General features: G+C 63.3%; 12 protein-coding genes. 7 read left to right on the forward strand and 5 right to left on the reverse strand.

The features are described 5' to 3' along the window. Window positions 1-321 precede the first annotated feature (321 nt). From QA637_RS19700 to QA637_RS19730, 7 genes are all read left to right on the forward strand, one after another. Window positions 322-2403 (forward strand): ABC transporter substrate-binding protein, encoded by a 2082-nt coding sequence (locus QA637_RS19700; protein WP_283066386.1) that lies wholly within the window; start codon window positions 322-324, stop codon window positions 2401-2403. A gap of 118 nt (window positions 2404-2521) precedes the next feature. After that, a complete protein-coding gene (locus QA637_RS19705) occupies window positions 2522-3535 on the forward strand; it encodes an ABC transporter permease (RefSeq protein ID WP_283066387.1) in 1014 nt (337 codons plus the stop codon). Continuing rightward, window positions 3532-4671 (forward strand): ABC transporter permease, encoded by a 1140-nt coding sequence (locus QA637_RS19710; RefSeq protein WP_283066388.1) that lies wholly within the window; start codon window positions 3532-3534, stop codon window positions 4669-4671. Before QA637_RS19705 ends, QA637_RS19710 begins: the two co-directional genes overlap by 4 nt. A gap of 11 nt (window positions 4672-4682) precedes the next feature. Next, window positions 4683-6353, forward strand: a complete 1671-nt coding sequence (locus QA637_RS19715) for an ABC transporter ATP-binding protein (RefSeq protein ID WP_283066389.1) — start codon at window positions 4683-4685, stop codon at window positions 6351-6353. A 20-nt stretch (window positions 6354-6373) separates the two neighbouring features. Further along, a complete protein-coding gene (melA, locus tag QA637_RS19720; RefSeq protein ID WP_283066390.1) occupies window positions 6374-7747 on the forward strand; it encodes an alpha-glucosidase/alpha-galactosidase in 1374 nt (457 codons plus the stop codon). A gap of 237 nt (window positions 7748-7984) precedes the next feature. Next, window positions 7985-9241, forward strand: coding sequence for an adenylate/guanylate cyclase domain-containing protein (locus QA637_RS19725; protein WP_283066393.1), 1257 nt, complete (start codon window positions 7985-7987; stop codon window positions 9239-9241). Between the two features lie 373 nt (window positions 9242-9614). Continuing rightward, entirely contained in the window at window positions 9615-9923 is a 309-nt protein-coding gene (locus tag QA637_RS19730; protein ID WP_283066395.1) for a hypothetical protein, read from the forward strand. Between the two features lie 39 nt (window positions 9924-9962). On the opposite strand, the gene QA637_RS19735 is transcribed toward QA637_RS19730, so the two are convergent. Genes QA637_RS19735 through thiC form a run of 5 tightly spaced genes read right to left on the reverse strand, consistent with a single transcriptional unit; the run spans window position 9963 to window position 14350 of the window. Beyond that, window positions 9963-10568, reverse strand: coding sequence for a thiamine phosphate synthase (locus QA637_RS19735; protein WP_283066396.1), 606 nt, complete (start codon window positions 10566-10568; stop codon window positions 9963-9965). After that, entirely contained in the window at window positions 10565-11338 is a 774-nt protein-coding gene (locus tag QA637_RS19740; protein WP_283066397.1) for a thiazole synthase, read from the reverse strand. The genes QA637_RS19735 and QA637_RS19740 overlap by 4 nt, the downstream gene beginning before the upstream one ends. Before the next feature lie 2 nt (window positions 11339-11340). Then, window positions 11341-11538 (reverse strand): sulfur carrier protein ThiS, encoded by a 198-nt coding sequence (gene thiS, locus QA637_RS19745; RefSeq protein ID WP_283066399.1) that lies wholly within the window; start codon window positions 11536-11538, stop codon window positions 11341-11343. Further along, entirely contained in the window at window positions 11535-12506 is a 972-nt protein-coding gene (gene thiO, locus QA637_RS19750) for a glycine oxidase ThiO (RefSeq protein WP_283067391.1), read from the reverse strand. Before thiO ends, thiS begins: the two co-directional genes overlap by 4 nt. Window positions 12507-12508: 2 nt before the next feature. Further along, window positions 12509-14350 carry a phosphomethylpyrimidine synthase ThiC gene (gene thiC, locus QA637_RS19755; protein WP_283066401.1) on the reverse strand — a complete coding sequence of 614 codons (1842 nt, stop codon included), beginning with the start codon at window positions 14348-14350 and terminating at the stop codon, window positions 12509-12511. Window positions 14351-14419: the final 69 nt, after the last annotated feature.

Here is a 14419-nt window from a genome sequence, read left to right on the forward strand (position 1 = left end):
GGGTGGACTTGAATGATGGGTGACACCAGCTACCCCCCTCTGGCCCGGGATTGCCCCTCACCCTAGCCCTCTCCCCGCAGGCGGGGAGAGGGGACGGAGCGGCCGCCGCGAGTCCCTTCGCCCCGCCTGCGGGGAGAAGGTGGCCGGCAGGCCGGATGAGGGGCATTTGAGGCGGGAGGGGGATCACCAGTGCAGGTAAACCGCCCGCACATTGAATTACGCGTGATGGGCATTCGTGTGAGGAGACACGCCGCGCCCGCGACGCAAGGAGGAGCGCCAGCCGCCCCGGCATGGCGATGACAGGAGGGAGAACCTGAGGCAATGAAAACGCACCGATTGAAGATAATGGCCGCCCTGCTGGGCGGTATTTCCGCCTTCGCCGTCGAGGCCTGGGCGTCCGAACCGACCGTCGTGCCCGAGCAACCGCCATTCCCGGCCCAGGGCAAGATCACCTTTGTACCGCGCGACGCGCTGCTGGAGTTCAAGGCGCTGCCGGAATATCACGAGCCGGACTGGGTCACGGAGAAATTCGTCAAGACCGGCAAGCTGCCGCCGGTTGCCGAGCGGCTGCCGAAGGAGCCGATGGTCTTCAAGACCGGCAACATGCCGGACGGCGTCGGCGTCTATGGCGACGTGCTGCGCCATGTCATCGGCGGCCGGCCGGAAGGCTGGAACTACAGCGCCGGCCAGACCCAGGGCTGGGGCGGCATCGACATAGGCATGTCCGAATGCCTGACGCGCACCGCGCCGCTCTTCCAGGTCGAGGCCGCCGACGTGGAGCCGCTGCCGAACCTCGCGAAAAGCTGGGAGTGGTCCGAGGACGGCCACAAGCTTACCATGCATCTCGTCGAGGGCGCGAAATGGTCGGACGGCGATCCCTTCGACGCCGAGGACGTGATGTTCTACTGGGAAGACAATGTCGTCGACCCGAACGTTTCGCCGTTGAACGGCGCGACGCCCGAGACCTTCGGGGTCGGAACCACGCTGAAGCAGATCGACAAATACACGGTTGAATGGACCTTCAAGGAGGCCTTTCCACGCCAGCACCTCTACGCCATGGCCTACGGCACCTTTTGCCCCGGCCCGTCGCATATCCTGAAGACCAAGCATCCGAAATATGCCGGCACGACCTATGACCAGTACAAGAACGGCTTTCCGGCAGAATACCTGAACATTCCGGTGATGGGCGCCTGGGTGCCGGTCGCCTACCGGGCGGACGACATCATCGTGCTGCGCCGCAATCCCTATTACTGGAAGGTGGACGAAGCCGGCAACCAGCTGCCTTACCTCAACGAATTGCACTACAAGCTTTCGACCTGGGCCGATCGTGACGTGCAGGCGATTGCCGGCTCCGGCGATTTCTCGAACCTGGAGCAGCCGGAAAATTTCGTCGAGTCGCTGAAACGCGCGGCCGACGAGGCGGCGCCGGCGCGGCTTGCCTTCGGTCCCCGCGTGATCGGCTACAATCTGCGCATGAACTTCTCGGCCAATGGCTGGGGAGAGCCGGATGCCCGGGCCCAGGCGGTGCGCGAGCTCAATCGCAATCTCGACTTCCGCAAGGCAGTCACCATGGCGGTCGACCGCAAGAAGCTCGGCGAAGCGCTGGTCAAGGGGCCGTTCACGGCGATCTATCCGGGCGGGCTCTCCTCCGGCACGAGCTTCTACGACCGGCAGTCGACGGTCTACTATCCCTTCGACCTCGAAGGCGCCAAGGCGCTGCTCGAAAAGGCCGGGCTCAAGGACACGGACGGCAACGGCTTCGTCAACTTTCCGGAAGGAACCGCAGGCGGCGCGGACGTGCAGATCGTGCTGCTCGTCAACTCCGACTACGGCACCGACCGCAACCTCGCCGAGGGCCTGATCGGGCAGATGGAGCAATTGGGTATCAAGGTCGTGCTCAACGCCGTCGACGGCACCAAGCGCGACGCGACGCAATATGCCGGCAAATTCGACTGGCTCATCCGCCGCAACGAGCAGGAGCTGACGTCGGTGGTGCAGAACACGACGCAGCTAGCGCCGACCGGTCCCCGCACCAGCTGGCACCACCGTGCCCCTGAAAGCGGCACCGTCGACCTGATGCCCTACGAGCAGGAACTCGTCGATCTCGTCAACAAGTTCATCGCCAGCAACGACAATGACGAGCGGGCGGAGCTGATGAAGCAGTTCCAGAAAATCTCGACGACCAATGTCGATACGGTCGGCCTGACGGAATATCCGGGCGCGCTGATCATCAACAAGCGCTTCTCGAACATTCCGACCGGTGCTCCGATTTTCATGTTCAACTGGGCCGAAGATACGATCATCCGCGAGCGGGTCTTCGTCGCGGCCGACAAGCAGGGCGACTACGAGCTCTATCCGCAGCAGCTTCCCGGCAAGCCGGGTGAAAGCGGGCCGATCAACTAAGCCTTGAACCATCCTTCCGGCTTCCCGTGGTGGAGCCGGAAGGATGGGCGCCCTTTCAATGCGCCCGGGAGGCCGGAAAGACCGGGGTCCCGCGCGACGAACGACAGAAGGAAACGGCATGTTCAGGTTTCTGCTTGTCCGCCTCGCCTCTGCCATTCCGGTATTGCTTGTCCTGAGCGTGGCGACCTTTGCCATCATCCAGGCGCCGCCCGGCGACTACAGCGACTACATCCGCTCGCAGCTCATCAATCAGGGCGGGGCCTCCTTCGAGGAAGCCGACGCCCAGGCGCAGGCCTATCGCAAGGAGCACGGCCTCGATCAACCGCTGCCGATCCAATACGTCAACTGGATGACCGGGATTCTCACGCGCGGAGATTTCGGCCACAGCCTCTATTACAACAAGCCGGTTGCCGACGTCGTCGGCGAGCGCCTGCCGCGCACGCTTGCACTCGCGCTGGTGTGCCACATTCTGGCGTCGCTTCTCGGCATATCCTTCGGCATCATCGCAGCGACACGGCAATATTCCTGGGTCGACAGCCTGCTTTCGACCGTCTCGTTTCTCGGCATGACGGTGCCGCGCTTCCTGATGGCGCTGATCATCGTCTATGTCCTCGTCTTCCATTTCAATGTCAGCGAGATCAACAGTTTCCATTCCGCCCGTTACGGCGGCGCGCCCTGGTCGTGGGACAAGTTCGTCGATCTGGTAAAGCATGTCTGGCCGGTCGTCGCGATCGCGACCTTCGGCGGCCTAGCCTACAATATGCGGGTCATGCGCGGCAACCTGCTCGACACCTTGAACGCGCAATATGTCGAGACCGCTCGCGCCAAGGGGCTCAGCGAAGGCGCCGTCGTCATGCGGCATGCCGTTCCGAACGCGCTGCATCCGCTGATCATGTATCAGGGCGTGGTGCTTCCCTACATGCTGACCGGCGAGATCGAAACGGCGATCATCTTCGCGCTTCCGACCGTCGGTCCGGCGATCGTCGGTTCGATGTGGGTGGGCGACGTCTATGTGACCGCGACCTTCATGCTCGTTCTGTCGGCAACCCTGATCGTCGGCAACATCATCGCCGACCTGCTGCTTGCTGCCCTCGATCCGCGGGTTCGTATGGGGGGAGGGGCCTACGCATGAGCGTCGAAACACACAGCACCATCCCGGTTGCCACGCAGCCGAAGGAGCAACCGGAGGAAAAGCACCACAACGAAAGCTATTCGGCTCTCGTCTGGCGGCGACTCAAGCGGTCCTGGACCGGCGTCCTCGGCCTGATCCTCGTCAGCCTTTTGATCCTCATGGCGCTCTTTGCCGATTTCCTGTCGCCTGTCGATCCGAAGGCAACCGGCGTCGGCTTTGCGCCGCCGCAGGCAATCAGCATCCACGACAAGGACGGCAATTTCGTCTTCCCTCCGCGCAGCTATCCGGTGCGCGAGACGGAGGAGCTCGACCCGATCACCTTCCAGCCGGTGGTTGGCCCGGACTACGACAACCCGCAGATCCTCGGCTTCTTCGTCAAGGGAGCATCCTACCGGCTTCTGGGCCTCATTCCGGCGGAGCGCCATCTCTTCGGCGCGGTTGACGGGACGGCAGTCCATTTCCTCGGCACCGACAAGTTCGGCCGTGACGTGCTCTCGCGCATTCTCCACGGCTCGCGCATCTCGCTGATGATCGCACTCGTCGTCGTCTTCATCGTCACAGTGGTCGGCACGACCGTCGGCATGGTATCCGGCTATTTCGGCGGACGCTTCGATGCCTGGGTGCAGCGTTTCGTCGAACTCGTGCTCGCTTTTCCGCAACTGCCTCTCTATCTGGCACTCGCCTCGCTGATTCCGGTGACGGCGCCGACAAGCGTGTTCCTCGCCTTCGTCATCATCGTGATGTCGGCGCTCGGCTGGGCGCAGATGTCGCGGGAGGTCCGTGGGAAGACGCTGGCGCTCGCGCGGATCGACTACGTCCGCGCGGCGATCGCGATCGGCGCGACGGACCGGCGCATCATCTTCCAGCACATCTTCCCGAATGTGATGAGCCACGTCATCGTCGCGGTGACGCTGTCGATCCCGCAGGTGGTGCTGCTCGAATCCTTCCTCGGCTTCCTCGGATTTGCGGTGAAACCGCCGCTCATTTCCTGGGGGCTGATGCTGCAGGACACGGCAAATTACTCGGCGATCGGTTCCTATCCCTGGATTCTCTCGCCCGTCGCCTTCGTGCTCGTCACCGTCTTCGCCTTCAACGCGCTTGGTGACGGCCTGCGCGACGCAATCGACCCCTACTGAGGAGCACGCCGATGGCGACGACAGAAACCATTGTCCCGGCTCCTGAAGAAAGGCGCGACCGCCACACCAAGGATACGCGACCGGTCATCGACGCCCGCAAGGTGGCGGTCACTTTCAAGGTCGAGCATGGCACCGTCGAGGCGGTGAAGGATGTCTCCTTCCAGCTCTATCGCGGCGAGACGGTGGCGATTGTCGGCGAGTCCGGCTCCGGAAAGTCGGTGACGGCACGGACTGTCATGGGGCTTTTGTCCAAGCGTGCGACGATCGCTCCGCAGGCGCGCATAGAATATGACGGCCGCGACGTCCTGAAGTTTTCGAAGAAGCAGCGCCGGGCGCTGCGCGGTGATCGGATCTCGATGATCTTCCAGGAGCCGATGAGCTCGCTCAATCCCGTCTACACGATCGGGAGCCAGATTATCGAGGCGATCCGCGCCCACCGTCGCGTCAGCCGCCGCGCGGCGAGCGAGCGGGCACTGGAGCTTCTGCGCCATGTGCAGATCCCGGACCCGGAGGCGCGGCTGAACCAATATCCGCATCAGCTTTCCGGCGGCCAGCGCCAGCGGGTGATGATCGCCATGGCGCTCGCCAACGACCCGGACGTGCTGATCGCCGACGAGCCGACGACCGCGCTCGACGTTACCGTGCAGGCGCAGATTTTGAATCTGATCCGCAAGCTGCAGAAGGAACTCGGCATGGCCGTGATCCTGATCACCCATGACCTGACCGTCGTCCGGCAGTTCTCGGACTATGTCTATGTGATGCAGTACGGCGAGGTGAAGGAGCACAACACCACCGCCGCCCTCTTTGCCAACCCGCTTCACGCCTACACCCGCCGGCTGCTCGCGTCCGAACCCTCGGGCGCGGCCAATCCGCTGCCGGACAATGCGCCGATCATGCTCGACGGCCGGGATGTCAGGGTTTCCTTCATGCTGAAGAAGGGCGGTTTCTTCAAGCCGGAGCTGAAGGAGCTCGTCGCGGTCGACAGTCTGAACCTTCACCTGCGACGGCACGAAACACTCGGTCTCGTCGGAGAGTCCGGCTCGGGCAAGACTACTTTCGGCCAGGCGCTGATCCGGCTTATCAACACCGACAGCGGCGAGATCTACTTCGACGGGCAGCCGATCCACGGCAAGGACCGCAAGGCGATGCGGCCATTGCGCTCGCGGATCCAGATCGTCTTCCAAGATCCGTTCGCTTCGCTCAATCCGCGCATGTCGGTCGGGCAGATCATCGAGGAAGGCCTGATCGTCAACGGCATCGGAGAGAATCGCCAGGACCGGCTGGCGCGTGTCCAGGACGCACTCGTCAGCGCCGGCATGCCGGCCAACATCCTGTCGCGCTTCCCGCACGAGTTTTCCGGCGGCCAGCGCCAGCGCATCGCCATTGCGCGGGCGATCGCGCTGGAGCCGGAGTTCATCCTGCTCGACGAGCCGACCTCGGCGCTCGACCTTTCGGTACAGGCCCAGATCATCGATTTGTTGCGCAAGCTGCAGGACGAGCGGGGCCTGAGTTATCTTTTCATCTCCCACGACCTCAAGGTCGTGCGTGCGCTCTGCCACCGCGTGGTGGTGATGCAGCACGGCAAGATCGTCGAAGAGGGACCGGTGAGCGAAATTCTTTCCAATCCCAAGACCGCCTACACCGAACGGCTCGTCAGGGCCGCCTTCGATGTAGCCGCATGACCTTCAAACAGAGGTATCAAATGACCAGGCAACCCAAGATCACCTTCATCGGCGCCGGCTCCACCGTCTTCATGAAGAACATCATCGGCGACGTCTTGCAGCGCCCGTCGCTTTGCGCCGCTACCATCGCGCTGATGGACGTCAACCCCGAACGTCTCGCCGAAAGCGAGATCGTCGCCGGCAAGCTCGTGCGCACGCTCGGCGTGAAGGCAAAGATCGAGACCCATTCGAACCAGCTGAAGGCGCTCGAAGGGGCCGATTTCGTTGTCGTCGCCTTCCAGATCGGCGGTTACGAGCCCTGCACCGTAACGGATTTCGAAGTGCCGAAGAAATACGGTCTGCGCCAGACAATCGCCGACACGCTCGGCGTCGGCGGCATCATGCGGGGCCTACGCACCGTGCCGCATCTCTGGAAGATCTGCGAGGATATGCTTGAGGTCTGCCCCGAGGCGATCCTGCTGCAATATGTAAACCCGATGGCGATCAACACCTGGGCGATTGCTGAGAAATACCCGACGATCCGGCAGGTGGGCCTCTGCCATTCGGTGCAGGGCACGGCCTTCGAGCTTGCCCGCGATCTCGACATTCCGGTCGAGGAAATCCGTTATCGCGCGGCGGGTATCAACCACATGGCCTTTTATTTGAAGTTCGAGCACCGCCAGAAGGACGGCAGCTATCGCGATCTCTACCCGGATTTGATCCGCGGCTATCGCGAAGGGCGGTTCCCGAAGCCCAGCCACTGGAACCCGCGCTGCCCGAACAAGGTGCGCTACGAGATGCTGACGCGGCTTGGCTATTTCGTTACCGAGAGTTCGGAGCATTTCGCCGAGTACACGCCCTATTTCATCAAGGACGGCCGCCCGGACCTCATTGAGAAATTCGGTATCCCGCTCGACGAATATCCGAAGCGCTGCATCGAGCAGATCGAGCGCTGGAAGGGTCAGGCGGCGGCCTACAAGGAGGCAGAGACGATCGAGGTCGCGGAGAGCCACGAATATGCCTCATCGATCATGAACTCGGTCTGGACGGGCGAGCCTTCGGTCATCTACGGCAACCTCAGGAACAAGGGCTGCATCACCTCGCTGCCGGAGAACTGCGCTGCGGAAGTGCCGTGCCTGGTCGATGCGTCCGGCATCCAGCCGACCTATATCGGTGCGCTGCCGCCGCAGCTCACCGCGCTGATCCGCACCAACATCAACGTCCAGGAACTGACGGTTCAGGCGCTCGTCACCGAGAACCGTGAGCACCTCTATCACGCGGCGATGATGGACCCGCATACGGCGGCCGAGCTTGACCTCGACCAGATCTGGTCGCTCGTGGACGATCTGCTTGCGGCGCATCGCGACTGGATCCCCGAATGGGCACGCGTTTCCAAGAAGGTTCAGGCCGCCTGACTTTTCTCCCGGTCAGACGGCAAGAAAGCCCCGGGACAGTCGTTCCGGGGCTTTTCCACAACCGACCCCTTAAAAATCACGCCGCGGTGCGCCACATTACCCCAATGTATATATCCTGCATGTCTGCTCGAATCAGTGTCGGTTGCAGTAGGAACGTGCAGCGATTCGAAGTGCCGCAGCGACCTGTTTGGATCCGAGAAGATACAACGGTGCTGTCGGCGATGACGGAGTGTCGCAATGCAGTCGCTATTGAATCCGGATCTTGCCGAGGCGCGCCAGGACGACGGAAACCGGCCGATCCAAGGGCGGAAAATCGTCGACTGGTTGATCAACGAGACGCGCGGCGAGCGTTTCATCGATAACATCTTCGTGGAAATGTGCGAGCGGCTGGTGACGGCCGGCGTCCCGGTCGCGCGGGCGACGCTTCATTTCAGGATCCACCATCCGCAATGGATCGGCGCGCGCATCCTCTGGCGAAAGGGGCTGTCGGAGGCGGAGCTCCAGACCTATGAATACGGCATCGAGGACACGGAGCAATATCTGAACAGTCCGTTGCACGAGTTCAATAACGGCGCGTCGGAGGTGCGGGCGCACCTTGATGACCCCGCGGCCGGCGGCCCGCAATACCCCCTTTACGATGAGCTGCGCGCCAGCGGTCTCACCGACTATTTCATCTGGCCGCTCGAGCATACGCTCGGCAAGCGGCATGCGGTGACCTTCGCTAGCGACAGGCCGGGCGGCTTCAGCGACGACGACATGGCGGTCTTCGCCGATCTCCTGCCAGTGCTGGCGCTTGTCAGCGAGATCAGGTTGAAGAACCGCTTTGCCCGGACGCTGCTGGAAACCTATGTCGGACCGCATGCGAGCGAACAGATCCTGGCCGGCGCGACGACGCGCGGCAGCGGCGTGACAGTCGGCGCCGCGATCCTGATCTGCGATCTTCGCGACTTCACGAAACTGTCCGATCTTTGGCCGCGCGACGACGTGATCGAGCTGCTGAACGGCTATTTCGATGCGATGTGCGAGCCGATCGAGCGGCATGGCGGCGAGATACTCAAGTTCATGGGCGATGGCCTGCTGGCGATTTTCCCGCTGAGCGATCCGATGGCCTGCAGCAATCTTCTCAGCGCGATCAGCGAAGCGCAGGCGGCGCTTGCCAGGTTGAACGAAGAGAACCTGAAAAAGGGCCATGAACCGCTCGGCTACGGCATCGGCGTCCATGTCGGCGACGTGATGTACGGCAACATCGGCTCAAGCAAACGCCTCGACTTCACGGTGATCGGGCCGGCCGTGAACATCGCGTCCCGCCTCGAAAGCCTGACAAAGGTGATCAAGCGGCCCATTCTGCTCTCCAGGGCCTTCGTCGAGATGGCGAAATGCCAGGGCGAGTTGGCAAATCTCGGCTCCTATCCGGTAAGGGGGCTCGACGAACCGATCGACGTCTTTGCTTTCTCCGGCAATTCCGCGTCGGCGGAGTCGGCTGCAAGATCTTAAATTCGGCAGCGCTGCGTCTGCGGCCCGGAAGAGGTTCTTCAGCCCAAGGACTTGGGCTGGCTGGATTCCCGTGACAAGAAGCTTTGCCGTGACCGCGACCGACGAGTCGCGGACCGAAGCTGCAGGCTGACGGTCGCCTTACCGAAGACGCAAGCGAAGGCAACGTGCCGGCCTGCCGGAACTTATGCGTTCCTCATGTCTTTGAGGTGAGTGAGGTATCGATTTGCCATGCGACTTCGGGTCACGGTGGCGCCGAACGGGAAACGTTTTTGGCGGGCGATGCCTTCAGAATTCCACAGTTGTCGCGTCAAGCGGGCCCGGCCTGGAGATCAGTATCGGCGGCGTGACCGCCGCTTGCAGTGAGTAAGAGACGATGAAGATCAAGAACGGCTTCAGGATTACCTGGAAGACCAGCCGGAACCTGCCAGTTGAGTATTTCATCCTGGCGAACGTGCAATTCGAAGGAAGCGTAATCGGACATCTCGCCGGTCGTCCGATCCGCGAGATCGTCATCGACGACAACGGCCTTCAGTATCGGTTCGTCGGTGTCGCGCCGCGCGACGAGAGCGGCCGGTTCGATGTCCAGTCGCTCCGGGCCGGGGAATGGATCGTCCGGCCCGGGCTCGTATACGCCCAGGATCCGACGCTCGCCTCCAACCGGCGCGCAGATCGCGCGGCGTGACGTCCGTCATCCAGCCGCGCATCTTCGCAAGCGTGTGGTTCAGCGCCAGCGCGCGGTCCTTTCGATCCATTCCCGCGTCCGCCCTTCCGGATCGGCATTCAGCGTAATGTCGGTGACCACGGCCGCACTGTCTGCGCCGTGGGTGAAGACGCCTTCGAGCCGGTCGGTGTTCAATCCGCCGATCGCGACCAGCGGCAGCGGTCGCACGCGCTCGCGCCAGGCGGAAATGCGGGCAAGCCCCTGCGGCTCCCATTTCATCTTCTTGAGGATCGTCGGGTAGATCGGTCCAAGCGCCACGTAGTCCGGCTTGGCGGCGAGTGCCGTTTCGAGCTCCGTTCCGTCATGGGTGCTAAGGCCGAGCTTCAGTCCAGCGGAGCGGATCGCCGCGACGTCGGCCTCGGCAAGGTCCTCCTGGCCGAGGTGGACGAAGTCGCAGCCTTCCTCGATTGCGATCTGCCAGTAGTCGTTGACGATCAATTGGCAGCCATGGAGGGCACAGACCGCCTTCGCGTCCCGGATTTGGCCCCGGATGTCTTCATCGCTCCGGTCCTTGATCCGAAGCTGCACCAGTTTCACGCCGAGCGGCACAAGGCGCTCGATCCAGTCGGCGCTGTCGACGATGAGATAGAACGGGTCGAGCTTCACGAGAAGACTGCCTTTCCGATGACGGGGGTCGAGGGGACGGCCATGTCGCGCGGTTCGAGCATGCCCGCTTCGAAAGCGGCACGCCCTGCGTCGATCGCCTTGGCAAAGGCTGCGGCCATCAGCGCCGGATTGCCGGCACCGGCAACGGCGGTGTTGAGCAGCACCGCGTCATAGCCGAGCTCCATCACGGTCGTCGCGTGCGAGGGCCGGCCGATGCCCGCGTCGACGATCAGCGGCATATCGGGAAAATGCGCGCGCATGGTTCGAAGCGCCGCGATGTTCTGCGGTCCCATGGCGCTGCCGATCGGCGCGCACCAGGGCATCAGCACCTTGCAGCCCGCCTCGACCAGCCGTTCGGCAACCACGAGATCATCGGTTGTATAGGGGAAGACGTCGAACCCTTCGCCGGCAAGGATGCGCGCCGCCTCGACGAGCCCGAACACGTCCGGCTGAAGCGTATCGTGATGGCCGATGACCTCGAGCTTGATCCAGTTCGTCGAAAAGACCTCGCGCGCCATCTTCGCCGTCAGCACCGCTTCCGACACTGTGTGGCAGCCGGCGGTGTTCGGCAGGACGCGCACGCCGAGTTCGCGGATGAGTTCTAAGAAGGCGCCGCCCTGTCGGCCGCCGGCCGTTTCACGGCGGAGCGATACCGTGACGACCTCGGTGCCCGCCTGCCGAACGGCATCGGCGAGGATGGCGGGGGAGGGGTATCGCGCCGTTCCAAGCAGCATGCGCGAGCTGAGCTCCTGTCCGTATAATGTCAGCATCTTCAGCCTCCCTTCATCGGCGAGAGAATTTCGATCCGGTCGCGATCATTGAGCCGGCGGTTTGCCCGATCGGTTCGGTGAACCAATTCGCCATTGACGGCGGTTGCGAGCCAGTCCCCTTCGAAATCGAGCTGCGTCAGAAGCTCGGAAAGCGTGGCGGCGGAGACGTCCTGTTCTTCGCCATTGACGATCAGTCTCATCGAGAAATCTCCCTTCGGTCTTGCTCGCCAAGGACCAGTCCGGCCGCTTCGCTCGCCAGGGCCGGCGAAAGGAGGAAACCGTGGCGGTAAAGGCCGTTGACGATGATGGTTTTTCCCGCACGGAGGACGCGCGGCAGGTTGTCGGGAAAGGCGGGGCGCACGCCGGTTCCGCTCTCGAGGACGCGCGCCTCGCCGAAGGCCGGATGGAGAGCGTAGGCTGCGTTCAGGAACTCCATGAGCGACCGGGCGGTGATCGGGCCGGCATCGTCGCGCTCGATCATCGTCGCCCCGCACATGAAGAGCCCATCGCCGCGTGGCACGATGTAGAGCGGAATGCGCGGATGCAGCAGGCGCACCGGCCGCGACAGTTCGAGCTCTTCAGTCTCGAGATAGAGCATTTCGCCGCGAACACCGCGCAAGCCTTCGAGGCTGCCGATCTTCGACGCACCGGTGCAATCGACGAGGAGGTCGAAGCGGCCGTCGTCTTCGTCGCGAACGAAAGCGACGCCCCGCGCCGCCAGCTTTTTGCTGAGTAACGAAAGCGCCCGGCGCGGGTCGAGATGCGCTTCCCCGGGGAAGAACAGCGCCTGCCGGAACCGCCCGGCGAGCGCCGGCTCCAGCGCGCCAATGCCGTCGGCATCGAGCCACTCGTAACCAGAGGTCCTGGACGCGAAGCGCTTTAGTTCGCCGGCATCACGCGGTAGCGCGACGACCAGGGTTCCGTTGCGCCGGACTTCTCCGGGAAGCGCGCGGTCCCACCAGTCGGCGGCGCCGCGGCCGCGCGTGAGCACGGTTTTGTCGGCGCTTTCCCGCTCGCACCAGGGCGCAAGCATGCCGCCGGCGTACCAGGATGCGGCGGCCGCGAAGCCCGGCTCTGGCTCCGCGACCGTGATGTCAGCGCCACGCGCGACGAGTTCGCGCGCGACGGCGAGGCCGGCAACGCCCGCTCCCTTGACGAGGACCCGCATGGTCATTCGGCCGGTGTCCGCTTGGCCAGCCGCTCCGCCTCATCGACCGGCATGTAGAGGTCGCCGCCCTCGCGATACTTCTCGGCCATGGCCGCGAGCCCCTCCTTCTGTGCTTCGGCACGGATGTCGTGGGAGATCCGCATCGAACAGAATTTCGGGCCGCACATGGAGCAGAAATGGGCGACCTTGTGCGCTTCCTTCGGCAACGTCTCGTCGTGGAAATTGCGGGCGGTTTCCGGATCGAGCGAGAGGTTGAACTGGTCCTCCCAGCGGAACTCGAAGCGGGCGCGCGACAGCGCGTCGTCGCGGATGCGGGCGGCCGGATGTCCCTTGGCGAGATCGGCGGCGTGGGCCGCGATCTTGTAGGTGATGACGCCCGTCTTGACGTCATCGCGGTCGGGCAGCCCCAGATGCTCCTTCGGCGTCACGTAGCAGAGCATGGCCGTGCCGAACCAGCCGATCATCGCCGCGCCGATGCCTGAGGTGATGTGGTCGTAGCCGGGAGCGATATCGGTCGTCAGCGGCCCGAGCGTGTAGAAGGGTGCTTCGCCGCAGACTTCAAGCTGCTTGTCCATGTTCTCCTTGATCTTGTGCATCGGCACGTGGCCGGGGCCTTCGATCATCACTTGGCAATCTTTCGCCCAGGCGATTTTCGTGAGTTCCCCGAGAGTTTCCAGTTCCGCAAACTGCGCGGCGTCGTTGGCGTCGGCGATCGAGCCGGGTCTGAGGCCGTCGCCGAGCGAGAAGGAGACGTCATAGGCGCGGCAGATGTCGCAGATCTCCTCGAAGTGCTCATAGAGGAAGCTCTCGCGATGATGATGCAGGCACCATTTCGCCATGATCGAACCGCCGCGCGAGACGATGCCGGTAACGCGGTTGACGGTCAGCGGGATGTAGTGCAGCCGCACGCCCGCATGAATGGTGAAATAGTCGACACCCTGCTCGGCCTGCTCGATCAGCGTGTCGCGATAGACCTCCCAGGTGAGGTCCTCGGCGATGCCGTTCACCTTCTCCAGCGCCTGATAGAGCGGCACCGTGCCGATCGGCACTGGCGAATTGCGGATGATCCATTCGCGGATGTTGTGGATGTTGCGGCCGGTCGAAAGGTCCATGACCGTGTCGGCGCCCCAGCGCGTCGCCCAGACCATCTTCTCGGCTTCTTCGGCCATCGACGAGGTGACGGCGGAATTGCCGATATTGGCGTTGATCTTGACCAGGAAATTGCGGCCGATGATCATCGGTTCCGATTCCGGATGGTTGATGTTGGCCGGAATGATCGCCCGGCCGGCGGCGACTTCCCGGCGGACGAATTCCGGGGTGACGAAATCGGGAACCGATGCGCCGAAGCTTTCGCCATCGCGCTGAAGCGCCTCCTTTGCCGCCTTGCGGCCGAGATTTTCGCGGATGGCGATGAATTCCATTTCCGGCGTGATAATGCCGGCACGGGCATAGGCGAGCTGGGTGACGGCCTGCCCGCCCTTGGCACGCAGCGGTTGGTGGCGAACGGGAAATTCGGGCGTCAGTTTTTCGCCGGTCGCAAAGCCGTTGTCCTCCGCCTTGACGCTGCGGCCCTGATAGGCCTCGACGTCAGCGCGCCCAAGGATCCAGTCGCGGCGAAGTGGCGGCAGGCCGGCCTCGATGCGAATGTCCGCGCCCTCGGCCGTATAGGGGCCGGAGGAATCATAGACGGTGACCGGCGGCTCGCCAGAGGTCGGATGCAGGGCGATCTCGCGCATCGGCACGCGGATATCGGGATGGATCTCGCCGGGCTTGTAGACTTTCTGCGAGGCCGGAAGAGGGCCCTGCGTGACCGAGGGCGCTGCGAGAGGCTTGAAAACATTCATCTTGAGGCTCCAAAGTTTTCGCGTTGGAGACCCAGTTCTGAAGCCGGAAGGATGAAAAGACGCTGCGCC

The organism is Sinorhizobium terangae (assembly GCF_029714365.1).
Taxonomy (GTDB): domain Bacteria; phylum Pseudomonadota; class Alphaproteobacteria; order Rhizobiales; family Rhizobiaceae; genus Sinorhizobium; species Sinorhizobium terangae.